This is a genomic window from Streptomyces sp. NBC_01244, from assembly GCF_035987325.1.
Taxonomy (GTDB): domain Bacteria; phylum Actinomycetota; class Actinomycetes; order Streptomycetales; family Streptomycetaceae; genus Streptomyces.
Genome location: NZ_CP108488.1, coordinates 6,011,141 through 6,035,339 on the forward strand (window position 1 = coordinate 6,011,141; position 24,199 = coordinate 6,035,339).

Below are 24,199 nucleotides of genomic sequence, written 5' to 3' on the forward strand. Positions count from 1 at the left end.
TCCCCTCTCACAGTTCGCTCGCGATGGCGCGGATGAACTCCCGGGAGGGCCCCGGGGGTAGCGCCAGCCGCTCCATCAGCTCGAAATGACCTCGGTACTTCGCGAGTTGGGTCTCGGCGTGGAGGAAATCGGGCCCGTGTGAGTTGTCGATCTGCACAGTGTCGAGCTGCGCCGTGGGCCCCTCCGCGTAGAGCACCGTTTGTCCCGCTCCAGGAAAGCCGCCCGCCTCGAACGGGAGGACTAGCAAGGTCACATTGTCCTGTTGGGAGCGCTGGATCAAGTGGTTCAGCTGTGCCCGCAGGACGTCCGCACTGCCGAACCGCATCCGTAGTGCGGCCTCGTGCACGACGGCCACGAACGCGGGAGCGTTCTCGCCGTCCAGGACCTTCTGGCGCTCGATGCGCAGTGCCAGCCGCAATGCGACCTCGTGCTCGGGGAGTGCGGGGATGACCATGCGGAACACGGCGAGGGCGTGATCCGAGGTCTGCAGCAGCCCCGGCATGTGGAGCGGGTAGGCAACCCGCATGCGGATGCTCCGGGACTCCAGCTCGGCGATGTCCATGAAGCCTTGAGGTACTTGACCCCTGTAGCGGTCCCACCATCGAGGGCCGGCGGGCAGGGCCATGTCCGTCAGTCCGGCGATGTATCGCTCGTCGTCCACCTGGCAGTTGGCTGCCAGGGTGCGGAGCCGTTCCGTCGAGATGGCGCGCGTGCCCGACTCCATCGCGGAGATCGCGCCCCGGTCCACGGCCAGGAGGCTCGCCGCGAACTCGGCCGACATCCCTGCTGACGTGCGCATTCGGCGCAGTTCGTAACCCAGTCGCTTCTGGCGCTCGGTGGGAGTTGTCCTCGCGGTCATGGGGTGCAGTCTTACGCGTCGCCAGCCCCTCGTGCACGAACGGCTGACTTCTGCCGTGCAGCGGGCCAAAAAAGGCCCGTGCGCGCTACATTCGGTAATGCACCGCTCACGCAAGGGAGTTGGAAGTGCATCGCCGCAGCATGCCTCGGCCTCGGCGACGAGCCACTGCCCCCACCAAACGCGAGAGCAACCACCGCTCACGACAGGGAGTCCGTCATGCTCAGCCCCTTCATGCCCGCCAGCCCCGGCTGCTTCGACGCTTGTCCGCCGAGCGACGAGCCGCCGTCTCCCGACGGGCTGTCGTGCAGCCTGACCGTGCCCGGGGAGCCGTACAGCGCGCAGATCGCGCGCAGCACCGTACGGTCCGTGCTCCACGCCCACCGCCTCGACCGTGTCGTACCCGCCGCCGTGCAAGTCGTCGGCGAACTCATTGCCGCGGCCTGGTACTTGGACCCGGGCCGGAGCCTCTACCTCGCCCTCCGTCACCGCGAGGGGGCGCTGCGCCTCACCGTGTACGACGGGCACCCGCCCCACGCCCACCCCCGCCTCGCCGCCCACTGCGAGGCCCGCCGCCGGGCCGCCCTGCGGGTCATGGCCGCCGTCGTGCGGGACTGCGGCGGGGCCTGGGGGTTCGGGGAGTCGCGGGAGCCCGGCGGCGGGACGCGGACCTGGGCGAGTCTGCCGGTCGCGGGGGCCGCCGGGTACCTCACCTCCTGACGGGCGCGGTCGTGCCCCAACTGCCCGGGGTGAGGTGAGTAGGCGTACTCATGTGGCCCGTGAACCGGTCGCAGCATGATGCGGGCATGCGATCACTTTCCCTTCCGAAGCCCCTGCTGCTGGCCGTACTCGGCTGCGTGCTGCTGTCCGGCTGCGGTACCCGGAACGCCACCACCGATCAGGCCCTCGCGGGCAGCGGCGCCCTGCCGGCGAGCGCGCAGGACGCCGCGCCGAGCGAGGAGGAGTTTCTGCGGTTCCTGGAGCTGATGAGCACCATGCCGTCGAGTTGCGATCAGGAGGTTGCGGACGAGAAGGGCGTCTCGGTCGAGGAGTTCCGGGCCGCGCGGGTCCCGCGCGAGCCCGAGCGGCCGCCGGGCCCGCTGGGTGTTCCGGGGCCGGAGTACGCGCCGGGCGGGACGCCGCCGGAGCCTCCGCGCGCCGACACCGGCATACCGGTCCCCCTGCCGGATGCTCCCGCACCGCCGGAGCCGGACCCCGACTTCACCGCGCCCGACCCGAAGGAGGAGGTGGCTCTGAGCGCTGCGGAGGAGTGCTTCGGCGCAGACCACGTACGGCGTGTGAGCGAGGCCTTCAGGAACACGAAGACGGCCGGCTACCAGGCGATGCGGAAGAAGCTGACGGACCTCGGCTACCCGGCCGCGTACATCCACCGGATGCCGGACCACGCGGGCGCGCCCCGGGCAAGGGTCGACCTGCGCTTGATGGGAAGCCGGCTGGCCCTGGAGGTCACGGGAACCAGCGGCGGCGTGAGCGTCGAAGCGTTCGGGGCCACGGAGGAAGAGGGTGTCAGCGTGGCCGATGTGAGGCGGAAGCCGAAGCGGGGCGCGGCTGCGTCCTGACCGGTTCAGCCTGCGGTGTCCGGCTGCGGGGGCTCGGTGAAAGCCGCCCGCCACTCCGGGCGGGTGTCGGCGCCGAGGCTCGTCCAGTACTCCGTCCCGCGGACGATCCGTCCGTCGCGGACGGTCCAGAACGACGCCGCACGGAATACCCCGAGGCTTTCGTGCGGGACCTCCACCTCGGAGACGACCTCATCGCCGGCGGCGACGATCCGCAGCACACGGATCACCCAGCCCTCCGGATACTCACGGTTCACCGCGACGTAGTTCTTGCCGCCCACGATGCGTTCACCGCTGACCGGCCACTCGACGACCGCGTCCGGCGCGACCAGCAGGGCGACGCCGTCCCAGTCCCGTGCCTGGATCCGGTCCCACAGTGCCTCTACGACTCTCGACGGCTCCATGCGCCACACCCTGCCAGACGCACCCGCCGACGGACGGGCGTCCCGGGAATCTCCCCGCCCGGCGGCCGTCACCCGCGCCGGCGGGCGGAGTTCAGGCGGGCCGCCTGGCGGGTCAGGTGGTCGCGTTCCGCGAGGTTGGGGGCCTGGTGGGCCGCCTCGGCGTACAGGCGGGCCGCCGCTGCCAGGTCGCCGTCGCGTTCGTGGAGGTACGCGGCCACCGCCGTGTGGCGGGGGAGCGTGGCGTCCAGTTCCGCGAGGGCCGCCAGGCCGGCGCGCGGGCCGTCGGCCTCGCCGACCGCCACCGCGCGGTTGAGGCGGGCGATCGGGCTGTCGGTGAGCCGGACCAGCTCGTCGTACCACTCCACGATCTGCACCCAGTCGGTCTCCTCGGTGCGCTGCGCGTCGGCATGGAGGGCGGCGATGGCGGCCTGCGCCTGGAACTCGCCCAGCCGGTCGCGGGCGAGGGCCGGGTGGAGGATGCCGATCCCCTCGGCGATCAGCGCCCGGTCCCAGCGGCCGCGGTCCTGCTCGGCGAGGGGGATCAGGCCGCCGTCGGGGGTGGTGCGCGTCGCGCGCCGGGCGTGGTGGAGCAGCATCAGGGCAAGGAGCCCGGACACCTCGGGGTGGTCGATGGAGGCCGCCAGGCGACGGGTGAGGCGGATGGCCTCGGCGGCGAGGTCCATGTCCCCGGAGTAGCCCTCGTTGAAGACCAGGTAGAGGACGCGCAGGACCGTGCCGACGTCGCCGGGGCTGTCGAAGCGGACGTCGGAGACGGTCCGCTTGGCGCGGCTGATGCGCTGCGCCATGGTCGCCTCGGGGACGAGGTAGGCCGCCGCGATCTGGCGCGTCGTGAGTCCGCCTACGGCGCGCAGGGTGAGCGCGACGGCGGAGGACGGGGTCAACGACGGGTGGGCGCACAGGAAGTAGAGCTGGAGCGTGTCGTCCACCGCGGGCGCGGGGCCGGGCGCGGGCTCCTCCTCCACCCGGTCCTCGCGACGGCGGCGGGCGGTGTCCGCCCGCGTCGCGTCGAGGAACCGGCGCCAGGCCACCGTGACCAGCCAGGCCTTCGGATCCCGGGGAGGGTCCTCGGGCCAGACGCGCACCGCTTCGAGCAGGGCCTCCTGGACGGCGTCCTCGGCCGCCGCGAAGTCTGCTCCGCGGCGGACGAGGATTCCGAGGACGTTCGGGGTGAGGCTCCGCAGGAGGGCCTCGTCGATGTGCACGTCAGTGGCACTCGGGGACGGTGGGCGGCGCCGCCAGGAACGGGCGCAGCTCCAGCCACTCGTGGATGGGCTTGCCGCCCGCCCCGGGGGCCGCCGACAGCTCACCGGCCAGCTCGACGGCGCGCTCGTAGCTGTCGACGTCGATCACCATCCACCCGGCGATCAGGTCCTTCGTCTCGGCGAAGGGGCCGTCGGTGACCGGCGGCCGGCCCTCGCCGTCGTAGCGGACCCAGGTCCCCTCGGGGGCGAGGGCCTGACCGTCGACGAACTCGCCGCTGCCCTCCAGCCGGTCCGCGAAGTCGCGCATGTACTGGATGTGGGCCGTGATCTCCTCCGGCGCCCACTCGCTCATGGGGACGTCGTTGGCGGCAGCCGGGGCGCCGCGGTAGTGCTTGAGAAGCAGGTACTTGGCCATGACGGTCTCCTCGGTGCGGTGCGGCCCATTCTGGCCGCTCTCACGGAGGAGACGGAGCCCGGCACGGGTTCTCGACATCACCGCCGAAGTTTTTTCCACGGGATGCCGAGGAGCCGGACCGGGCGGATGTACCGCCCGGTCCGGAGTGTGGATCCAGCCTTCCGGCCCGGCTGGATCAGGCGCGGTGGCCGCGGCTGTCGTAGCCGCTCCAGTCGCCCTTCCAGTCGCCCTTCCAGTGGCCGTTCCAGCCGCCCTTCCAGTCGCCGTTCCCGTGTCCGTACCAGTACGTGTGGCAGTCCCACCGACCCCAGCTCTGATGGTGGGCGCGTTGGTGCCAGTGGCAGTAGCGGATGCGGTAGCCGTCGTCACCGCGGTCGCGGTGACCGGCGTGGCCGGATGCCGTCGCGGTGACGCCGGTGGGGCCGGCCTGCGGCGGCGCCGCCGCCGACACGGCGAACGCGTTGGAGGGCAGGAGTGCGCCTGCGCCGGCCAGGGCGGCCGAGGCGGTGAGAACGGCGAACCGTTGTCGTCTGCGGGGTCTGCGGGGTCTGTGGTTCATGAGAGTTCACCTCCGGCGAGCAGACAGGGACAGGGCGGCGAGAAAGGCCGATGATGCGGGTGGTCACCTGCTCTACGTGATCCCCTCCCCCCATTGAGCCCGCGCCGGCGCACCGCGTCATGCCCCTGACTTTCGGGGCTTGACAAACCAACCGACCGCGACGATCGGGGAGCGCCGTCTCAGACCCGCCGCTGGTCCGGGAGGTCCAGTGACTTGTCCCGCCAGCGGACGAAGAGGCTCTCCGCGTCGCCGCTGTACGACCACGGGACCCGCGTGGCCCTGTTGTCCAGCAGGGCGAAGACGGCCGGCGCCCGCGCCTCCATGCCCGCGTGGACCAGGCCGTGGGCCAGGTAGTTCAGGTCGGCGACGTCCTGGGCGTACGACACCGTGCGGTGGGCGATCCAGTTCTCCAGCGCGTTGCGCAGGTCCCAGCGCGCCCGGTCCCCGCTCCAGTGATAGGCCAGGCCGATCGCCGTGCGCCCCTCCGCCTCCGTCTGGTGCCGGTACTGCTCCGCCCGCGCCACCTGCGGCAGCACCACGAGCGGCGAACCGGGCGGGGCGTAGACGGCCACGTCCCAGGCGAAGTTGTTGGCCTCGCCGTTCGATCCGTGCCAGCGCGGGGAGAGGTAGCGCAGCGCCTGGTGGTGGGCTTCCCGGTGGTAGGGGTCGCGGGCGCGGAGCTCCTTCCACCAGTGGCCCATGTTCGGGTCGCCGCGGTCGTACAGCCTGGCGAGCGTCACGAGGGAGACGTACGGGTACGGGTCCTCGGGTGCCAGATCGGCGGCCCGCAGACAGAGCCCGGCCACCTGGTCCAGGCTGTCGCTCGCGGGCATCGCCCCGCTGCGCGCCGCGGCGAACGTCCGCATCACCTCGGTCTCCGCACGCAGTACGGCCGCGTCCGGATCGGTGGGGTCGGCGGCGTACCAGACGTCCACGGTGCGCCGGCTCGCCGCGGCGTCCGCGAGCAGCCGGATGCGGTGCGCGCGCCGGTCCCAGTCCTCACGGGGGTGCTCGGCCAGCAGGTCGCGGGCCCCTTCCCAGCGGCCCATCACCATGTCCTGGCGGCACTGCTCCAGGCCTCGGTCGCCGTACGCCAGGTCGTAGACCGGTGCTCCGGAACGGCGGCGGCGCGGCCAGGGTGCCATGGACACTCCTCGGATCGGTGGGGGTGGACGACGCGGGCGCCGGAGCGGCTGGCACTGGCGGCGTCGGCGCTCTGCGCTCTGCGTGCCGTCAGTAGTCGGTGAGCACGTCGTCCCGCCGTTCGGCCCCCGCGAGGCCGGGTCCGCTGCCCGGTCCGGAGCCTTGTTCCTCGTAGAAGACGTCCTGTTCGGGATCCAGCGGCCTGGGCCTGAAGTAGGAGACGCCCTGCAGCCGGGAGAAGGTCATCGGGATCAGACCCAGAGCGAGCGCCCCGAGGCCGATGGCGAGGGCGCTGCCGGTCAGTTCCGGCACCGACATCGCGAAGATCCAGATCATGAACAGGGCTCCGCCGAGCGGCCACAGCCCGACGAGGAGGAAGGTGCCCACGGACCTGAACAGCACCTTGCGGTAGGCGACCACGGCCGCCAGGCCGGCGAGGGCGTAGTAGAAGGCGATGTGCAGGCCGATGCCGCTGACGGCGTCCCGTACGAACTGCGTGCCGGAGCCGGCCGTGGCGGACACCGCGACGAGCAGGAGAGCCACCGCCGCCACGGTGGCCGTGGCGACCGAGGGCGTCTGCCAGTCGCGGTGGATGCGGCCGAACGCGGCGGGCACGGTGCGGTCGCGGCCCATGGCGAAGAGCGTGCGGGTCGCCTGGAGGAGGCTCGTCTCCAGGGTGGCGATCATGGACAGAACGACGGCGAGGACGAGCAGCCGGCCGCCCCAGCCCGGCCATACGGCGTCGCCGAGCACGGAGAGGAAGCCGTCGGGGTTGTTCCGTACCGCGTCCGCCCCGATGAGGATGTTGGTGGCGATGGTGAAGACGACGAAGATCGCGAACGACACCGCGACGCCGATCAGGCCGCCGAGGCCGAAGGAACGGCGACCGGTGCGGGTCTCCTCGTTGAGATTGCTGGAGACGTCCCAGCCCCAGTAGCTGACTCCCGCGATCAGCGCGCCGGCGACGAAGCTGTGCGACGCGTCGAAATGGCCGAAGCCGAACCAGGAGAGCGAGAAGTCCGCCGCGTTCCCGTCCTTGACCAGGGCGGCGACGGCGAAGGCCAGGAGCAGCACGAGCTGGAGGCCGGTGAGGATCCGGCGGGTGTACGGGCTGATCCGGGCCCCCTGCGCCACCACGCCCGCCATGAGCAGGAACCAGCCCGCGCCGACGGCCGTGGCCAGGCCGGTGTGCGCGGCCAGTTCCGGGCTGATGAGGGCGAGGGTGGCACTGCCGGCCGGGAGGGTGGCCGACACGAGGAAGGCCGTCGCGGCGACGACCAGGGCCCAGCCGCTGAGGAAGCCGAGGAAGGGGTGCAGCGTGCGCGCCACCCAGGCGTAGCTCGCCCCGGCGTTGACGTCGAGGCGGCCCAGATGACGGAAGGCCAGCGCGATGCCGGTCATCGGTATCGCGCAGTACAGGAGCACCGCGGGGCTCGCGACCCCGACGGTGGCGATGAGCGCGGGGATCGTCGCGGCGACGGTGTACGCCGGCCCGCAGCCCGCGACCGCCAAGACGATGGAGTCGAGCGTCCCCAGGCTGCCGGCGCGCAGGCCGCCCCCGTCGCTGCCGGCCCTTTTGCTCACCACTGGCTGTGCCCCTCTGAGCCGCGTACAAGGGCTAGATCTTCTACGCGGTGGCGGTGGGGACACAAGGGTTCTCTTCGGTTTCTTTTGTTCAACTACCTGTTGATGGCCGGGATTAGCGGTCCGTTTGGGCGGGTGGTTCGGATTTCGTTGTCCGTGCGGATGCCTGCCGCGGGGCGGAAACGACTTCGGTGCGCACCGGGGCCCGGGGGCCTCGATGCGCACCGAAGGAAAGGATGGGTGGGGCTGGGTCAGCAGGAGGGGATGCGGTTCAGGTTCTCGGCGTAGCGGGCGGCGATCCAGCCGCGGCCGTCGGCGAGCTTGTACCAAAGGGTGTTGCCGTCGACCGAGGTGCCGTTGGTCTTGCACAGCACCTGGACCTCGGTGCCGTGCTTGATCGCGCCGGTCTTCTTGTAGTGGGTGCCGGGGCCGGTGCGGACGTGCAGCTTGTCGCTGACGATGCGGGCCGTCGGCTTGCCGGGCTTGTCGCCCTTGCCGCCGTGGTCCTTACCGCCGTGGTCCTTGCCGCACTTGCACGTGCCGGGCTTGCCCTTGTCGCCCTTCGGGCCCTGCGGTCCCCTCGGGCCCTGGTCGCCCTTGGGTCCGCCCGGTCCGCGGTTGCCCTTCGGGCCCTGGTCGCCCTTCGGTCCGCCCGGTCCGCGCGAACCGGTCGGTCCGGCCGGGCCGGTGTTCCCGCGGTCACCGCGGTCGCCCTTGTCACCCTTGTCGCCCTTGGGTCCGCCGGCCGGGCCGGTGTCGCCCTTGGGGCCCTGGGGTCCGCCCGGTCCGGGCACTCCCGCCGGTCCCGCCGGACCGGGGTTGCCCGTGTCGCCCTTCGGCCCGGCTGCCCCGGTGTCGCCCTTCGGGCCGCCCGCCGGGCCCGTGTCACCCTTCGGGCCGGGTGCCCCGGTCTCGCCCCTCGGGCCCTGGGGGCCTCCGGCCGGGCCCTGGTCGCCCTTCGGTCCCTGCGGTCCCGCGTCGCCCTTCGGTCCCTTGGGTCCCTTGGGGCCCTGCGGACCCTTCGGCCCGTGCTCGCCCTTCTCGCCGCGGTCACCCTTCTCACCGCGGTCGCCGCGGTCCCCGCGCTCGCCCTTCTCGCCGCGCTCGCCCTGGTCACCCTTGTCGCCCTTGGGGCCGGGGCGGCCCGGCTTGCCGTGGTGACCGGGCTTTCCGCCGTGGCCCGGCTTCCCGTCGTGGCCGTCCTGGCCGTCGTCGCCCTTGGGGCCCGTCACCGGGGTGGACACCGCGTACAGACCGGGCGAGGAGCCCGCCCCGGCCGCCCACTCGCCGCCGTCGAGCGTCGTGCCCTCGGGGGCGTCCGCGTCCACCCGTACGAGTACGCCCAGCCGGGTGCCGCTGTCCGCCGGGAAGGCGAAGCCCGCCCGGGTCCCGGCGTCACAGGTCAGCTGGCGGGCGTTGCCCGAGAGGGTGCAGGGCGCGCCCGCGCGGTCGCCGTTCCAGTAGAAGCGGGCCTCGGGGAAGGTCGTCCGCTCCGGCGCGGTGATCCGGAATCTGCTGCTGAGCGCCGGATCGCCGCCGGTCTCCGCCACGATCACCACGCGGCCGGTCTTTCCGGCGGCGATCGAGGGGACGTACGGCTGGGAGAACCGGATGTGCGGCGAGCCGGCGGCGAAAGCCGGCACGGCCGGCAGCAGGCAGGTCGCGGTGACGGCCGCGACGACCAGGGCGGCCGACGTGCAGCGGGAAGCAGACAAGGGTGTTTCCTCCGCGAGGAAAAGCGACGGAACCGGAGGGCGACCGCCGAATGCGGTCTTCCGGTGGACAAAAGTCCCAACACCAGTTAAAAGCTGACAATGCGACCCGGTCGTGTACGACGCGTAACCGATCACTCGGCAGCCGCGTGAATCCCTCCGCCGGCCCGGACCAGGACGTACGCCGCCTCGCGCGCCCGCACCGCCGCTCCCGGGCCCGGCTCCAGGGCCGCGACCACCGTCGCCCCCTCGACCAGCAGCAGCAACTGCTCCGCCAGCCCCTCCCGGCCCGGCCCGGCGGCGTCGGCCAGCAGAGCCCGCAGCTCCGCCTTGTGGCGGCGTACGACGTCCAGCACCCCTGCGGGCCCCGCGCCCAGCTCCCCGTACGCGTTCAGGAACGCGCAGCCGCGGAAGCCCGGCTCCGAGAACCATCGGGCGAGCCACTCGAAGACCGCCCCGACCGGGTCGGCCTGCCCCGCGACCGCTGCGCGCAGGCTCCCCATCCAGCGGCGGTCGCGGCGCTCCAGGTAGGCGGTGACCAGGGACTCCTTGGCCGGGTAGAGGCGGTAGAGCCGCTTGAGCGGGATCCCCGACTCGGCGCGGATCCGGTCCATGCCCACGGCCTGGATGCCTTCGGCGTAGAACAGCGCCTCCGCGGCGTCGAGCAGGCGGGTGCGGGCGTCTTCGTCGTTCATCGGGGCGGCGGGCATGGAAGCAGCGTAGACCAGAATCGCTTGCGCGGAGAACGCACGTTCTCTAAGCTCGGGACGCCATGGAGAACGACCGTTCTCATTCTCCCGCCCCGCTCCGCCCCGCCCCACCCACCCCAGTCGATGTGGAGAGGTATCCCGCCGTGACCGCTACCCATTCCGTGCGACCGCCGCTGCCGCCCTTCACCGAGGAGTCCGCCCGCGCCAAGGTGCAGGCCGCCGAGGACGCCTGGAACAGCCGCGACCCCGAACGCGTCTCCCTCGCCTACACCGAGGACTCCGCCTGGCGGAACCGCGACCGCTTCCTGACCGGCCGCGCCGAGATCCGCGCCTTCCTCGCCGACAAGTGGGAGCGCGAGCTGGAGTACCGCCTGCGCAAGGAGCTGTGGGCGTACACCGACAACCGCATCTCGGTGCGCTTCGAGTACGAGTGGCACGACATGAGCGGCCAGTGGTGGCGCAGCCACGGCAACGAGCAGTGGGAGTTCGATGCCGCAGGCCTGATGCGCCGCCGCGAGGCCAGCATCAACGACATCCCGATCGACGAGTCGGACCGCCGCCTCTGAGCGTTCTGGATCCGAGTGCCCGCAGGCGGGACGGTTACGCTCCGCAACCCCCTCCCCAGCCCTCGGAGTTATGCTGGCAGGAACCCTGGGGAGGCAGTGTGACCGAGCGCAAACCGCCTGGTGTCAGCTTCGAATCCTTCGTGGACCGCCAGATCAGACAGGCCGAGGCGAGCGGCGAGATCGAGAACCTGCCCGGCTTCGGAAAGCCGCTGGCCTCGCTCGACGCCCCGTACGACGAGCTCTGGTGGATCAAGGGCAAACTGCACCGCGAGGGCTTCGCGGTCCTCCCGCCGGCGCTCGCACTCCGCAAGGAGGCGGAAGACGCCCGCGAGGCGATCAAGGCCGCCCGCACCGAACGCCAGGTCCGCGACCTCCTCACGGAGATCAACGACAAGATCCGCACGGCCCTGCGCAGGCCCCCGCCCGGCCCCCCGCTGAACCTCAGGGAATTCGACGTCGAAGCCGAACTCGCCCAGTGGCGGGAGTCCCGCGAAGCCCGCTGACGGCCGCCCCGCAAGGGTTGGTGTCAGGGGTCGACGGAAGCGGGTAACGTCTTTGTCATGTTCTTCCAGAGGCCGATTTACGAGTGAGCGCGTGATGGGCCCCGGCTGACGTCCTTCGACGACGACGCCGCCGACCGTCCCCCACCAACGCATCCGTAGATCACTCCGCACTCATGACCGGGAGAACCCGTGACCGTCAGCAAGAACATCAACAACCCCGTGGGCCAGGGCGGCGGCCAGCGCAAGCGGCAGTCCCGCGCCGAACGGGCGAACAACGGCCCGCACCGCAACCTCGACCGCCAGGGCGCGGCCGACCAGAGGGCGGAGCTGCTGCGCAAGATGCGCGAGAAGGCAGCCGAGGCCGAGGGCGCCGAGCCGACGGCCGACGCTCCCGCCGAGAGCTGACGCACCCCCGCCCCAGGGCGACCCCGCACGAAGCAGGGCCCGGACCGCACCACGCGGCCCGGGCCCTGCTGCGGTATGAGGGAACCGCTCCGGGAGTGGGGGCATCTCCTGAGGCATGGGTGTCTTGATCTTCGGGCTGTTCTTCGGATCTTCACCGAGGGCTGGCTCGGGTACCCCGGCATGATGGATCCCGGCGGACAGGGCTACCAGGCAGGGGCGGTGGACCTGCTGCGCACGACGGCGCTGTGGAGCACCTCCGCCGCGATCCTCGGACGTTGCTGGACCACGGCAGCCGTCCAACTGTCCGTCCTGCCGCTGGCGGCGCTCTGGATAGCCTCGTTCGACACCTACTACAACTGACCCGCCACGAGGCCGGCCGCTGCTAGCGGTCGTCCTCCGGGTGTGGCCCTGTCGCGTACGGGTTCGGCTCATCGTCCGCGAGCACGCCCACGAAGGGTTCGCCCTCCCCCGCGAAGGTGTACGCGCCGCCTTCGATCCGCTCGACGAGTCCGCGGGTCCATTCCGCGCCGCTGTCGGCCGAGTGCACCCACAGGTTCATGATTTCGCCGATGTGGCCGAGCTGCCCGGGCCCGTCCTCCGGCGTGTAGTACTCGGTGACGGCGGACCGCCACTGCTCGAGCCCCGCGATCCGCTGCTTGAGGAGGGCGACGGCCTCGTTCCGGGGCAGGTCGACGATGAAGCCGAGGCCGGCCGAGACGACGTCGGACTTCTGCTCGTGCGAGCTCAGGGCCTCGCGCAGCAGGGTGAAGAACTCTTCGGTTCCCTTGTCGGTGATCTCGTACTCGACGCGGGGCGGGCCGCCGACGGCGCTCGGCGCGACCTCGTGCGCGATGAGGAGTCCTTGCTTCGCCATCTGCTTGAGCGCGTGGTAGATCGAGCCCGGCTTGGCGTTGGACCACTCGTGGGCGCCCCAGAACTCCAGGTCGTTGCGTACCTGGTAGCCGTGGGCCCGACCGTGCTGGCGGACCGCGCCGAGGACCAGCAGCCGGATCGCTGACATGCGCCTCTCCCTCTTGGGCAATTTTGACTAGACTACCTCTATCCAAGTTTGACTAGCTGCGCACTTCTGCTGACCCTCTCACCTAATCAAGTTTGACTAACTGATCGGGGTGGCTTACCTTGCACTCTCTGGTCAAGTTTGAGTACTGGGTGAAGGAGGGTGTTTTGTCTGACCACGAACTGTCGATCGTCGTCGAAGGTCTGCGGAAGAAGTACGGGGACAAGCAGGCCCTCGACGGCCTCGATCTCACGGTCCGAGCCGGGACCGTCCAGGGGATCCTCGGCCCGAACGGCGCCGGAAAAACCACGGCCGTACGCATCATGTCCACGCTGCTGCGCCCCGAGGAGGGGCGCGTCGAGGTGGCGGGCTTCGACGTGCGGACCCGGCCCGACGAGGTGCGCTCGCGGATCGGGCTGCTCGGCCAGCACGCCGCTGTCGACGAGGAGCTCAGCGGCCGCCAGAACCTGGAGATGTTCGGCCGCCTCTACCATCTCGGCTCCCGCCGTGCGGGCGCCCGGGCTGATGAGCTCCTGGCCCGGTTCGGGCTCGCGGACACCGGCAAGAAGGCGGTCAAGCAGTACAGCGGCGGCATGCGGCGGCGGCTCGACCTCGCGGCCTCCCTCATTTTGCGGCCTCAAGTGCTCTTCCTGGACGAGCCCACGACCGGGCTCGACCCCCGCGGTCGCACGGAGGTGTGGAACGCGGTGCGTTCCCTGGTCGACGGCGGCACGACCGTCCTGCTGACCACGCAGTACCTGGAGGAAGCCGACCAACTGGCCGACAAGATCGCGGTGATCAACCACGGGAAGGTCATTGCCGAGGGAACGGCCGACGAGCTGAAGACCAAGACGGGCGGCGACCGCATCGACGTGGTCCTGCACGACACGGCCCAACTGGCCCGAGCGGCCTCAATCCTGCCCGGTGACGTGGTGGTGGACGAGGACCGGCGGATGGTCAGCGCCTCGGTCACCGACCGGATGGCGGCCCTGACCGAGACCGTGCGGGCACTGGAAGTGGCGGGCATCGAGGCGGAGGACATCGCCGTACGCCGGCCGACGCTCGACGAGGTCTTCATGCACCTGACGAGGGAGGAGGCCGTATGAGTGCGACGCACGGTGTGAGCGCGGAGCACGGCACGGGTTCGAAGCTGGGCTGGGCGGCCGTCGACTCCTGGACGATGACCCGGCGCGAGCTGGCCCACTGGGCGCGACAGCCCGTGCAGGTGGTCGTCGGGCTGGTCTTCCCGGTGATGATGCTGCTGATGTTCAGCTACCTGATCGGCGGCGGACGGGGCATCGAGGGCGACTTCACGGCCTACCTGGTCCCCGGCATGCTCACCATGACCATGGCCTTCGGCCTCGAGGCGACGATGCTCTCGGTCACCCAGGACCTCGGCAAGGGGGTCATCGACCGGTTCCGCTCGATGCCGATGAACTCCGGCGCGGTCCTGGTCGGCCGGAGCGTCGCCGACATGCTGCAGTCGGCGGTCGGCCTGACCGTCATGATCACGGTCGGATATGCGATCGGCTGGCGCTGGCACGAGGGCCTCGCCGCCTTCCTGGGCGCCGTAGGACTGCTGTTGCTGCTGCGGTTCGCGATGCTGTGGATCGGCATCCACCTGGCGATGGTCGCGGGCAAGCCGGAACTGGTGCAGGCCGTGCAGATCCTCGTCTGGCCGGTCAGCTTCCTCTCCAACGTCATCGCCTCGCCCGAATCGATGCCCTCCTGGCTGGGCGTGATCGTGGAGTGGAACCCGATGTCCGCGACGGCCACCGCGGTACGCGGCCTCTTCGGCAACCCGGGCGCGGCCGGCGACTCCTGGGCCGCGACCCACGCGGAACTCCTCGCGGTGGCCTGGCCGGTAGCCCTGATCGCGGTGTTCTTCCCGCTCGCCGTGAAGCGCTTCCGGGACCTGAGCCGCTGACGAACCCGCCCCCGGCGGCGGCGGAGCGGGCTCGCCCCACCGCCGCCCGGCGGGACGGTCTAGAAGCGCTGCACGAACTCGCACGTGCCCGGGACCACGGCGTCGAGGGCGGCCGAGTCGGCCAGCAGCATGTCGAAGTCACCGGCGTTCTCACCACAGTTGATGCGGTCGAATCCGCCGTTGCGGCTGAGGACGGTGTCGTTGCCGCCGCGCCCGTCGAAGGTGAGGGTGCTGCCGGGCGAGGCGTTCCAGCCGTCCGAGTCGGTCAGCCGGTCGGCACCGCTGCCGCCGACGAGGATGTCGTCCCCCTCCCCGCCGACGAGGTCGCTCGGGATCGCGGTGTTGTTGGTGGCCACGTCGTCGCGGTCGCCCATCGACGCCTGGATACGGGTCACCCCGCCCGCCGAACCGCAGCGGACGGTGTTGGGATTGCCGAACTGGACACAGCCGAAGCCCGGGGTCAGGGGGTTCGCGGCGTCGCTCACCGTAAGGAATCCACTGCTGACGCTGAAGGTGACGTTGTTCGACTCTCCGGGCAGTGCGGCGAAATTGATCTGGCTTCCGCTGCGCATCACGAACGCGGGGGCGGCGGACGCGGGGCCGGCGAAGGTCAGCGTCAGTGTGAGGGCGGCCAGGGCGGGGGCGGCGATGCGTGCCGTGCGGAGGATGTTCATGGGTGCTGTCCTTCGGTTGCCGAACGCGGACCGGGTCGAGGGCCCGTCGGTCCTGAGCGCTACCCAGAGCAACCGTCAGTTTCATATTATCTACGTGCAGTTACCTCGTCTGCCGTACACAAGCCCCCGTCCGGCCCCCGCCGAGCGGGCTAAGCCGCCCTAGTCCGTTCCCGCTCGGACGCTCAGCGCGGTCAGGGTCTCGGTGACGCGGTCCGCCTGGTGGGTGGCTCCGCGGAGGTTCGGGTGGAGGACGGTGCAGGCCTCGCCCCGGGCCGGGATGGAGCGGCAGAGCTCGGAGGGCGGGTCGCTCTGCTCGCCCGGCCCGGTCAGGCTGTCCTTGATCCCGTACATCCAGCGCTGCTCTCCGCTCGCGCACACCCCGTGACCGGTGCTGGAGGAGTAGGTGTCCACGTACACCGCGCCGCTCCGGCGGGCCTGCTCCCGCAGGAGGGTGTTGACCCGGCGCTCCAGGCTGTCGAGCCAGGGCATGTCGCCCTTGGTCACGGTTCCGAGCTGGTGCCAGGACCCCCAGCCGCAGCCCGCGGCCTCGTCCACGACGGCCGGATACCCGACGACCGCGACCCCGGCGCGCGGGGCGCGCGTGCGGATCTCCTTCAGCAGGGCGGAGAAATCGGCCTCCAGTGCGGTGAACCGGGCGTCGAGCCCCGCGGCGCCCCCGCCCCGCGCGTAGTGATCGGTGCACGGGGTGCCCGTACCGAAAGAGGCCAGGCCGCGCTTCACGCAGGTCTCGACGATCTCGGAGAAGCCCACGGAGTTGCCGCCGGCGCCGACCGTGACGAGATCGGCGGCAGCCGTAACGGCTCCGATCTGCGCCGGCTTTGCCGTCCATCCTCCCGGTGGGGGCACGGATGGTGGCCCCTTCAGCTCGGACTGCGGCCCCAGCAGCCCCGCTCTGACCTCCGCGGCGGAGCAGGTGACATCGGTGAGCTTCAACTTCAGCCGCCGCGCGGCCTGGTGCGGATAGTCCTGCTCGGAGCGGCCGCATCCGTCGGTGTTCCAGGGGCGCACGAAGGAGGCGGCGCTGTACGAGTCCCCGAGGGCGACGTAGGAGAGGGATGCGGCGGCGGGCGCGGGTGCCTGCGGCGCGAGAGCGGTGGCGAAGACGGCTGCCGCGGCAGCGGCGGTGGTGACGGCGAGACGCATCATGACGACGGTGCCTTTGGCTCGGGCGCCGAGGCTCTTCCGCGGCGCACATCACCAAAAGTAGCCGGAATGACTACGGAGAGTGATTATCTGGCGTCTTGTTCGTTCGATCGAGTGAACGGAGGGGAGGTGGGGCTATGGCTGCCGGTGGGCCTGGGTGATCAGGTCCGTCGCGACCTCCAGGGCGGCCTGGCGGGTCTCCTCCGGGTTGTCCCCCTCCACGTGCTGGAGGAACATCATTCCCGCGTGCAGGGTGAACAGGGCGCTCACGCACCGCACTTGGTCGGCCAGTGGGGCGTCCTCCTGGCCGGACCGGAGCAGCTCCACCAGGGTGAGGAGGCGCTTCTTCACCGTCTCGCCGATGCTCAGCTCCCGCAGTGACGCCTGGTTCTCCTGCATGAAGCGGTACAGGGGGGCGCCGCCCGCCATCGCCTCGCTGTAGCGGCGCAGGACCTCGCGCTTCATCTCCAGCGTGCGCGGCTGTTCCTCCGCCCACTGGATCAGCTCGTCGATCGGCCGGGTCAGGTCGTCGAACAGGCTGATGATGATGTCTTCCTTGGTCTTGAAGTGGTAGTACAGCGCCGCCTTCGTGACCCCCAGCCGCTCCGCGATCTCCCGCAGCGACGTCTTCTCGTATCCCTGCTCGGCGAAGAGTTCCAGTGCGATGTCCTGGATGCGCTGCCGCGTGTTGCCGCGGCGCTGCTGTGGACTGCTGCTGGACATGGACTCTCCCTGATTACTTACTTGACGCCCGGCTAGTTACGGGTCTACCTTCCCCAGTGTAGTGAACTAGCCGGTCGGCAAGTAAGTCCCAGGGCCGGTGCGTATGCGCCAGGGGAGTGGAACATGGTGGAAATCAAGAAGAACGCGGGCGCCTCGGAGGAGGTGAAGCCGCGCAGCGTGCGGGTCGTCCTGATGGCGCTCATGATCGCGATGCTGCTGGCCATGCTGGACAACATGATCATCGGTACGGCCATGCCCACGATCGTCGGCGAGCTCGGCGGCCTGGAGCACCTCTCCTGGGTCGTCACCGCCTACACCCTGGCCACCGCCGCCTCCACTCCCATCTGGGGCAAGGTCGGCGACATGTACGGGCGCAAGGGCTCCTTCCTCGTCTCGATCGTCATCTTCCTGATCGGCTCCGCGCTCAGCGGCATGGCCCAGGACATGGGTCAGCTCATCGGCTTCCGCGCGATCCAGGGCCTCGGCGCCGGTGGTCTGATGGTCGGCGTCATGGCGATCATCGGCGACCTGATCCCGCCCCGCGAGCGCGGCAAGTACCAGGGCATGATGGCCGGCGTGATGGCCCTCGCCATGATCGGCGGACCGCTGGTCGGCGGCACCATCACCGACCACATGGGCTGGCGCTGGTCCTTCTACATCAACCTGCCGCTCGGCGCCGTGGCCCTGGCCATGGTCACCGCGGTGCTGCACCTCCCGAAGAAGGTCCACGGGGAACGCCCCAAGATCGACTACCTCGGCGCGGCGCTGCTCACCATCGGCATCACCTCCACCGTCCTCGTCACCACCTGGGGCGGCACCGAGTACGCGTGGGGTTCCACCGAGATCATCGGCCTGATCGCCGTCGGCATCGTCTCCATCGCCGGCTTCCTCTACGCCGAGACCAAGGCCGCCGACCCGGTCATGCCGCTGCACATCTTCCGCAGCCGCAACTTCACCCTCATGTCCGTGATCGGCTTCCTGGTCGGCTTCGCGATGTTCGGCGGCGTGCTGTACCTGCCGCTCTTCCAGCAGTCGGTTCAGGGCGCCTCGGCCACCAACTCCGGCCTGCTGCTCCTGCCGATGCTGCTCTCGATGATGGCCGTCTCGCTGGTCGCGGGCCGGATCACCACCAGCAGCGGCAAGTACAAGATCTTCCCGATCATCGGCGGCGGGCTCATGGTCGTCGGACTCTTCCTGCTCGCCACCATGGACACCGGGACGAGCCGCCTGATGTCCGGCGTCTACATGGCGGTGCTCGGCGCCGGCCTCGGATTCCTGATGCAGATCACGATGCTGGTCGCGCAGAACAGCGTCGAGATGAAGGACATGGGCGTCGCGTCCTCCTCGGCGACCCTGTTCCGCACGCTCGGCGGCTCCTTCGGCGTCGCGCTGATGGGCTCCCTGTTCACCAGTCAGGTCGCCAGCACCATGACAGACCGGCTCGGCCCCGAAGCGGCGACCGCGGCGGGCTCCGCGCAGCTGGACGCGGCGAGTCTGGCGAAGCTGCCGGAGCTCGTGCGGGACGCGTACCAGCACGCGGTGGCCGCCGGTACGCACTCGGCGTTCCTGCTGGGTGCGGGGATCGCGGTACTGGGCTTCGTGGCCGCCTGGTTCGTCAAGGAGGTCCCGCTGCGGGGCGCCGGGCCGGCGGGGGGCTCCGACGGTGGGGGCTCCGCCAAGTCCGAGGTGGCTCCGGAGACGGTTGTCGTGCACTGAGTTGCTCGCGCTCGGGTGGACGGTGGGCCCGGCTCGCTGGATCTACGGATCCTTCGGGCCGGGCCCCCGTCGTACCCCGGGCGGGCGGGGTGGGCGGGCGGCGGTCGGCTGCGGTCGGGTGGGCGGTCGGATGGCCGGGTGGGCCGCTTGCGCGGGGCCTTCCCCCACCCCGCCCCTTCCCGAAACCGGGCTCCGCCCGGACCCGCGCCTCAAACGCCGGCGGGGCTGGATTCGGCGGGGCTGGATCGGTCGGACTGCTTCAGGGCCGAGTGCTTCTGCCATTCGTTCCAGGGCAGGTTCCACGCGCCGAAGCCGTTGCTTTTCCCTCCTTGGCCATGAGGGGCATCCTTCCGCTCCACGTCGGCGTCTTCGCCGGGTCGCCCGCCGTGATCCCCCCCCGACAGGGGGGCTTCCAGGGTCACCCGGGTGCCCGGCTGGCGGTACGAGGCTCAGCTCGGCGGCCGGCCTCGAGGCCTCCGCGGCGTTCCCGCCTCCGTCCGCCCCGCACGCCGTCACCGACAGGGCGAGCAGGGCGAGCAGCGTGTGCGGGGTGAAGGAGGGGGTGATTGCCGCCTTGTGCATGGGTAGGTGAACTTCCGGCTAGAGCCCGGGTCTTGGGACCGGGATGTCCGGTATGAGGCCGGTCCGTTCGTCCTCGGTTTCAGTCGGGACGGAATTCGGGACGATCAAGGACCAAAGTCCTCCAACCCGAAATTTATGGGCCATTCGGCTGGAACCCCGCATCCCCGACCGACGTCCTGACCAGTGCGAGGTCACACGGCGGACGTGGATATGGGGAGTTGAGACAGCACATGGGGTTCATGACGCGCACGCAGATGCGGGGTACGAAGGCACGGATCGCCGTCGCCGGAGCGGTGGCGGCGGTGGCCGCGACCGCGTGGGGGGTGACGGTGCTCGTCGACCCGGGTCACGACACCAACCACCAGAACGTCGCCCGGCAGACCGACGACCCCACGAAGGGCGGCGACGCCGAGCCGCAGGCGCCCGGGAAGCCGGGCGGGCAGGTCCCGGAGGGCATAGCCCACGCGTCGGAGAGCGGCGGCGACGCGGTCAACATCACCATCGACGACGGACCCGACCCCAAGTGGACCCCGAAGGTGCTGGAGGTACTGAAGAAGTACGACGTGAAGGCGGTCTTCTGCATGATCGGACCGCAGGCCAAGGACCACCCCGACCTGGTCAAGAAGGTCGTCGCCGGTGGCCACCGGCTCTGCGACCACACGATGGACCACAACACGGGGATGGACAAGAAGCCCCTGGCCTACCAGCGGCAGCAGATTTTCGACGCGAAGAAGCAGATCGAGGACGCCGCGGGCGGCGGGGCCAAGGTGGAGTACTACCGGGCCCCCGGCGGCGCGTTCACCCCCGAGAGCAGGGCCCTGGCCGCCGCGAACGGCATGCGCCCGCTCGGCTGGAACGTCGACACCAAGGACTTCACCAAGCCGGGCGTGGCCGCGATCGTCGCCGCGGTCAAGGCCGAGATCGGCAACGGCCCGACCATCCTCTTCCACGACGGCGGCGGCGACCGCGCCCAGAGCGTCGAAGCCCTCGACCAGGTCCTGGCCTGGCTGAAGGAGCAGGGCCGCCCCACCGGCTTCCCCGTGGTCACCGGCCCCAGCGCCTGAGCCGGCGCGGCCGCCTGACACGCCGTCCGGTGGCGAACGGGTGAGGGTCGACGCCCCGGTGCCGCCCGCGGTGTTCCCTGGTCGCGCACGCACACCCGTACCGGCGCCGCCCCACGCCCGTACGCCCGTACGCCCGACCAGGAGGTCTCCGTGGCCATCGCCCCCGGGAAGTTGTCCGACCCCGTCGTCGGCGCCCTCGTCAGCGCGGTCAACGCGCACGACAAGGACGCCTTCCTCGCGCTCCTGACCGCCGACGCGACCATGTCCGACGACGGTACGGAGCGCGATCTCCACGAGTGGATCGACCGGGAGATCTTCGACTCCGGCGGCCACATGGACGTCCAGTCCGAGTCCGACGGCGGCCGCACCCTGACCGTCGGCTACCGCAACGACACCTGGGGCGAGATGCGCACCTCCTGGAGGTTCGTCATCGCCCCCGGCGGGGGCCGCATCAGCCGCTTCGAGACCGGCCAGGCGTAGCCGGGCGTCCACCCATCCCCGGCCGGATCCCGTACGGGTGAAAGGGTGCCCGGCGTCGTTCCGGCCCGCCGGAGGGTCCCGTTGGTCCGGGCATGAACCGCACCCGCACCGCCTTCCTCGTCCTCGCCGCCGCCGCGGCCCTCGCTCCGGCCCTCTCGGGCGGCGCGGCCACCGCCGCGGGCAGCGCGGACTATCTCCAGGACCCGAGCGGCGGGGAGGGGAAGATGAAGTCGATGTGGACCAAGGACGACATGCACAAGGTGGAGGCGCAGTTCCGCTTCCACCCCGGCATCCAGTACAAGACCATCACCCGCCCCGGCCCCAAGGGCGCCGAGGAGTACGAGCGCAAGGTCGGCGACCCCACCACCCTGGCCTGGGAGCCCGGGTACGAGTTCGCGTGGTCGGTGTCCGACTCGCAGGGGGTCAAGAAGCTGCTGACGACGAAGGACGGCAAGCAGGTGTTCGTCCTGCGCGCCGTCCTGCGCAACGCCCGGCGCGCCGAGGTGGCGCAGGTGCGCCAGGAGCTCAAGGACCGGCCCGCGACGGGCCGTACGAAGGTCCCCGGCGGCAAGCGCATCACGTGTGACACCGGGAAGTACACGGTGGAATGGTCTGTGACCCGCACCGGATACGGCACCCTCACCGGGTCCCTGTCGTGGGACTCCAGCTGCGAGCAGTACCGCACGGCCTTCACCCCGAAGAACCAGGGCGCGAGCTAGCCGAGCCGGGCGGAGGGGTGGGAAGGGGAGAGGCGGAAGGGGAGAGCTGGGCCGGCCGCCCCGCGCGCCTTGTGGGCGCTCGCGGGCGACTGGGCCTCGGCCTTGGATCAAGGCCGTACCAGCCATGATGCCGCACGGGGTGGGGTGCGGCAGGGGGCGAAGGTCCCTTTCGGAAGGGGCGTTCGGGGGTATCTCCGCGTCGGCCCGGCCGCGCGGCCGCGCGTCAGCGGGCCTTCTTGGCCTCGTTCGCCTTGGAGGCGATCTCCTCCAGGACGGCCTTCGGGTCGCCGCCGGGGTCCACGGCGCGGCCGATGTTCCGCTTGATGGTGTCACTGATGACCACCCAGGACGGGTCGTTGACCGGGTAGAGCTGCGCACCGCGCAGGGCGTTCAGGAACTGCTGGTCGTTCTTGTCCCCGCCCGAGGTTCCGGCCATCGCGCGGGAAGCCGAGACGGTGGACGGCAGCAGGTGGTAGCGGCCGGCGAAGTCCGACAGGTTCTTGTCCCGGTAGACGAACTCCAGGAACTTGCCGATCTCGTCGCGGTGGCCGTTCTGCTTGAAGGCCATCATCCAGTCGGCCACGCCCACGTTCGGCGGGACCTCCCCGGTGTTCAGCATGTCCGAGGCGGGCATCGCGACGGCACCGACCGTGATCCCCTTGTTGCGCGCCTCGTGGGCGAGCTGGGGGTAGCCGTTGAGCATGCCGACCTCGCCGCGCGCGAACGCGGCGAAGGCGTCGGCGCGGTTGAGCTTGGACGGCGGAGTGGGGCCGAGCAGCCCGGGGGCGACCAGGTGCTCCTTGATCCACTTGAAGGTCGTGATGTTCTGGTCGGAGGCCAGGCTGTAGTTGCCGCTGTTGTCGGCGTAACCGCCGCCGTTGCTGAGCTCCCAGATCATCGCCTCGGCGTGCGCCTCCTCCGGGCCCAGGGGCATGGCGAACGGGGTCTTCACGCCTTTCGCCTTGAGCGCCGTGGCGGCGGACTTCAGGTCCGTCCAGTTCTTGGGCTGCCAGCCGTTCTTGGAGCCCTTCGGGATGATCCCGGCCCCGGTGAACAGCTCCTCGTTGTAGAAGAGGAGGCGGCTGCTCGCCACGAAGGGCAAGCCGTAGAGCGTGTTGCCGACGGAGCCTGCGTCGGAGAGGGGCTGGAGGAAGTTCGCCTCGGCGGAGACCGAGAGGAGTTCGGGCGCGGAATAGAGCTTGCCCTGCGCCGCGAAGTCCGAGTAGCCGCCCATGAGGGCCATGTCCGGGGCGTTGCCGTCCTTGACCATGCGGGAGACTTCACGGTCGATGTCGGCCCACGGCAGGAGCTGGACCTGGACCTTGATGCCGGGGTTCGAGGCGGTGAAATCAGCCGTCACCTTGTCCCAGAAAGCCTTGGAACTGCTGTTGGTCGAGGCGTCGCCGTATTCGGCGGCGACGAGGCGGAGGGTACCGCTGTCATCAGCGCTTCCACCGGAGCTGCCACAGCCGGCCAGCGGTATCAGCAGACCGAGCACGACCGTGGTGGCGGCCGTGCCGAAGATTCTTCGTCGCACGGGTGTGTTCCCCTGATTTTCTTTTGAGTCCCGTTATTACTTATGAGTTACTCCGGGCTGCGGTGTCCCTCAGTGGCCCGTTGGCCGGAATTCTCTCCTGAGGGAGGGCGGTTGGTTCCATTGGGTCGGCACTTGTGGTCAATGCTCCAAGTGCGGCATTTCAGAATGGTGTTTTCCGATATGTGATCAACAATTCGGACGCGCGTAGACATGCCGAAACGCCCGTTTCCGGCCGCGGAGCGCGGCGGAACGGGTGGGAGGGGGGAGAGGACGGGGGAGGAGGGGGAGGGGAGGGAGCGTGGCGGGGGAGCGGCGGGAACTCAGTCCGCGAAGTCGCCCGCGTACGGATCGGGCTCGCCCGTCTCGGGGTTGCGCCCCTCCTGCCAGCGGCGCTGGGCCTTGCGCCAGTGCACGAAGCTGAGGTGGCCGCCGTCCCAGAAGGTGATGCTGACCGGGCTCACGTCGAACTCGTCGGAGCACAGCAGGTAGAGGAACTCGGCCATGCCGTACGGATACACCGCGAAGGAGTCGGCGGTGTGCCGGCCGACCACCAGAACGGGCCAGCGGTCGGGGTCGGGGTCGGTCGTCAGCCAGCACAGGATGTCGGAGCCGCCGGTGACGCCCCAGGCGAGGATCGACTCCGGGTCCACGTCGAAGGCGGCCCGGCCGCCCTCCGCCTCCCAGACCTGGCGGGCATTGGCCGTCTCCTCCGCCATCTGTGCCGGGTCCCACTGGAGCCCGGGCTTGGGCAGCGGAAGCAGCACGCTGGCCTCGCCGTTGATCGAGCCCGCGCCGAAGCGGCCCATGAAGGCGATGAAATCGGCGGGGAAACGGCTGCCCCAGACGGCCTCGGCCGCCTGCCAGTCGATGTCCTCGTCGGCTCCGTGGGTCGCCGGCATGATCTGCTCCAGCGCTTTGACGCGCGCGTTCTCGGTCAT

At 70.7% G+C, this 24,199-nt stretch carries 27 protein-coding genes; 12 read left to right on the forward strand and 15 right to left on the reverse strand.

Features of this window, described 5'->3' with window-relative positions:
• Window positions 1-7: 7 nt before the first annotated feature.
• A complete protein-coding gene (locus tag OG247_RS27250) occupies window positions 8-859 on the reverse strand; it encodes a helix-turn-helix domain-containing protein (RefSeq protein ID WP_327254690.1) in 852 nt (283 codons plus the stop codon).
• 216 nt (window positions 860-1,075) lie between these two features.
• Between OG247_RS27250 and OG247_RS27255 the strand changes: the two genes are divergently transcribed.
• Together OG247_RS27255 and OG247_RS27260 are read left to right on the forward strand one after the other, a co-directional pair.
• The gene (locus OG247_RS27255) at window positions 1,076-1,576 is read left to right on the forward strand and encodes an ATP-binding protein (protein ID WP_327254691.1); all 501 of its coding nucleotides are present in this window, start codon (window positions 1,076-1,078) and stop codon (window positions 1,574-1,576) included.
• 86 nt (window positions 1,577-1,662) lie between these two features.
• Window positions 1,663-2,436, forward strand: coding sequence for a hypothetical protein (locus OG247_RS27260; RefSeq protein WP_327254692.1), 774 nt, complete (start codon window positions 1,663-1,665; stop codon window positions 2,434-2,436).
• A 5-nt stretch (window positions 2,437-2,441) separates the two neighbouring features.
• Here the strand turns inward: OG247_RS27260 and OG247_RS27265 are convergent, their stop codons facing one another.
• From OG247_RS27265 to OG247_RS27300, 8 genes are all read right to left on the reverse strand, one after another.
• Complete coding sequence (locus OG247_RS27265) at window positions 2,442-2,837, reverse strand: nuclear transport factor 2 family protein (RefSeq protein WP_327254693.1); 396 nt, start codon at window positions 2,835-2,837, stop codon at window positions 2,442-2,444.
• A 68-nt stretch (window positions 2,838-2,905) separates the two neighbouring features.
• On the reverse strand, window positions 2,906-4,054 hold the full coding sequence (locus tag OG247_RS27270; RefSeq protein WP_327257643.1) for an RNA polymerase sigma factor: 1,149 nt from the start codon (window positions 4,052-4,054) through the stop codon (window positions 2,906-2,908).
• 7 nt (window positions 4,055-4,061) lie between these two features.
• A complete protein-coding gene (locus OG247_RS27275) occupies window positions 4,062-4,475 on the reverse strand; it encodes a YciI family protein (protein WP_327254694.1) in 414 nt (137 codons plus the stop codon).
• Window positions 4,476-4,650: 175 nt separating this feature from the next.
• Window positions 4,651-5,034, reverse strand: coding sequence for a hypothetical protein (locus tag OG247_RS27280; RefSeq protein WP_327254695.1), 384 nt, complete (start codon window positions 5,032-5,034; stop codon window positions 4,651-4,653).
• 179 nt (window positions 5,035-5,213) lie between these two features.
• Window positions 5,214-6,179 (reverse strand): hypothetical protein, encoded by a 966-nt coding sequence (locus tag OG247_RS27285; protein ID WP_327254696.1) that lies wholly within the window; start codon window positions 6,177-6,179, stop codon window positions 5,214-5,216.
• An 88-nt stretch (window positions 6,180-6,267) separates the two neighbouring features.
• The gene (locus tag OG247_RS27290; protein WP_327254697.1) at window positions 6,268-7,761 is read right to left on the reverse strand and encodes an APC family permease; all 1,494 of its coding nucleotides are present in this window, start codon (window positions 7,759-7,761) and stop codon (window positions 6,268-6,270) included.
• Window positions 7,762-8,012: 251 nt separating this feature from the next.
• On the reverse strand, window positions 8,013-9,476 hold the full coding sequence (locus tag OG247_RS27295; RefSeq protein ID WP_327254698.1) for an SH3 domain-containing protein: 1,464 nt from the start codon (window positions 9,474-9,476) through the stop codon (window positions 8,013-8,015).
• 131 nt (window positions 9,477-9,607) lie between these two features.
• A complete protein-coding gene (locus OG247_RS27300; protein ID WP_327257644.1) occupies window positions 9,608-10,168 on the reverse strand; it encodes a TetR/AcrR family transcriptional regulator in 561 nt (186 codons plus the stop codon).
• 158 nt (window positions 10,169-10,326) lie between these two features.
• On the opposite strand from OG247_RS27300, the gene OG247_RS27305 reads away from it, so the two are divergent.
• From OG247_RS27305 to OG247_RS27320, 4 genes are all read left to right on the forward strand, one after another.
• The gene (locus OG247_RS27305) at window positions 10,327-10,749 is read left to right on the forward strand and encodes a nuclear transport factor 2 family protein (RefSeq protein ID WP_327254699.1); all 423 of its coding nucleotides are present in this window, start codon (window positions 10,327-10,329) and stop codon (window positions 10,747-10,749) included.
• A gap of 98 nt (window positions 10,750-10,847) precedes the next feature.
• The gene (locus OG247_RS27310) at window positions 10,848-11,252 is read left to right on the forward strand and encodes a J-domain-containing protein (RefSeq protein WP_327254700.1); all 405 of its coding nucleotides are present in this window, start codon (window positions 10,848-10,850) and stop codon (window positions 11,250-11,252) included.
• Between the two features lie 189 nt (window positions 11,253-11,441).
• On the forward strand, window positions 11,442-11,657 hold the full coding sequence (locus OG247_RS27315; protein WP_327254701.1) for a DUF6243 family protein: 216 nt from the start codon (window positions 11,442-11,444) through the stop codon (window positions 11,655-11,657).
• A 180-nt stretch (window positions 11,658-11,837) separates the two neighbouring features.
• Complete coding sequence (locus tag OG247_RS27320) at window positions 11,838-12,017, forward strand: hypothetical protein (protein WP_327254702.1); 180 nt, start codon at window positions 11,838-11,840, stop codon at window positions 12,015-12,017.
• A gap of 22 nt (window positions 12,018-12,039) precedes the next feature.
• Here OG247_RS27320 and OG247_RS27325 read toward each other — a convergent pair whose 3' ends face one another.
• On the reverse strand, window positions 12,040-12,678 hold the full coding sequence (locus OG247_RS27325) for a PadR family transcriptional regulator (RefSeq protein WP_327254703.1): 639 nt from the start codon (window positions 12,676-12,678) through the stop codon (window positions 12,040-12,042).
• 164 nt (window positions 12,679-12,842) lie between these two features.
• Between OG247_RS27325 and OG247_RS27330 the strand changes: the two genes are divergently transcribed.
• The gene (locus tag OG247_RS27330) at window positions 12,843-13,781 is read left to right on the forward strand and encodes an ATP-binding cassette domain-containing protein (RefSeq protein ID WP_327254704.1); all 939 of its coding nucleotides are present in this window, start codon (window positions 12,843-12,845) and stop codon (window positions 13,779-13,781) included.
• Window positions 13,778-14,602 carry an ABC transporter permease gene (locus OG247_RS27335; protein ID WP_327254705.1) on the forward strand — a complete coding sequence of 275 codons (825 nt, stop codon included), beginning with the start codon at window positions 13,778-13,780 and terminating at the stop codon, window positions 14,600-14,602. Before OG247_RS27330 ends, OG247_RS27335 begins: the two co-directional genes overlap by 4 nt.
• 59 nt (window positions 14,603-14,661) lie before the next feature.
• Here the strand turns inward: OG247_RS27335 and OG247_RS27340 are convergent, their stop codons facing one another.
• From OG247_RS27340 to OG247_RS27350, 3 genes are all read right to left on the reverse strand, one after another.
• The gene (locus OG247_RS27340; protein WP_327254706.1) at window positions 14,662-15,276 is read right to left on the reverse strand and encodes a hypothetical protein; all 615 of its coding nucleotides are present in this window, start codon (window positions 15,274-15,276) and stop codon (window positions 14,662-14,664) included.
• Between the two features lie 159 nt (window positions 15,277-15,435).
• Window positions 15,436-16,443 (reverse strand): SGNH/GDSL hydrolase family protein, encoded by a 1,008-nt coding sequence (locus tag OG247_RS27345; RefSeq protein ID WP_327254707.1) that lies wholly within the window; start codon window positions 16,441-16,443, stop codon window positions 15,436-15,438.
• 132 nt (window positions 16,444-16,575) lie between these two features.
• Window positions 16,576-17,163, reverse strand: a complete 588-nt coding sequence (locus tag OG247_RS27350; protein WP_327254708.1) for a TetR/AcrR family transcriptional regulator — start codon at window positions 17,161-17,163, stop codon at window positions 16,576-16,578.
• A 123-nt stretch (window positions 17,164-17,286) separates the two neighbouring features.
• On the opposite strand from OG247_RS27350, the gene OG247_RS27355 reads away from it, so the two are divergent.
• The 4 genes from OG247_RS27355 (at window position 17,287) to OG247_RS27370 (ending at window position 21,724) form a co-directional block, all read left to right on the forward strand.
• The gene (locus OG247_RS27355) at window positions 17,287-18,879 is read left to right on the forward strand and encodes an MDR family MFS transporter (RefSeq protein WP_327254709.1); all 1,593 of its coding nucleotides are present in this window, start codon (window positions 17,287-17,289) and stop codon (window positions 18,877-18,879) included.
• Between the two features lie 821 nt (window positions 18,880-19,700).
• Window positions 19,701-20,525 carry a polysaccharide deacetylase family protein gene (locus OG247_RS27360; protein ID WP_327254710.1) on the forward strand — a complete coding sequence of 275 codons (825 nt, stop codon included), beginning with the start codon at window positions 19,701-19,703 and terminating at the stop codon, window positions 20,523-20,525.
• A 150-nt stretch (window positions 20,526-20,675) separates the two neighbouring features.
• The gene (locus OG247_RS27365) at window positions 20,676-21,005 is read left to right on the forward strand and encodes a nuclear transport factor 2 family protein (protein ID WP_243335713.1); all 330 of its coding nucleotides are present in this window, start codon (window positions 20,676-20,678) and stop codon (window positions 21,003-21,005) included.
• Between the two features lie 92 nt (window positions 21,006-21,097).
• A complete protein-coding gene (locus OG247_RS27370; protein ID WP_327254711.1) occupies window positions 21,098-21,724 on the forward strand; it encodes a hypothetical protein in 627 nt (208 codons plus the stop codon).
• A 223-nt stretch (window positions 21,725-21,947) separates the two neighbouring features.
• On the opposite strand, the gene OG247_RS27375 is transcribed toward OG247_RS27370, so the two are convergent.
• Window positions 21,948-23,261, reverse strand: a complete 1,314-nt coding sequence (locus OG247_RS27375; protein WP_327254712.1) for an extracellular solute-binding protein — start codon at window positions 23,259-23,261, stop codon at window positions 21,948-21,950.
• Window positions 23,262-23,581: 320 nt separating this feature from the next.
• Window positions 23,582-24,199, reverse strand: coding sequence for an SMI1/KNR4 family protein (locus OG247_RS27380; protein ID WP_327254713.1), 618 nt, complete (start codon window positions 24,197-24,199; stop codon window positions 23,582-23,584).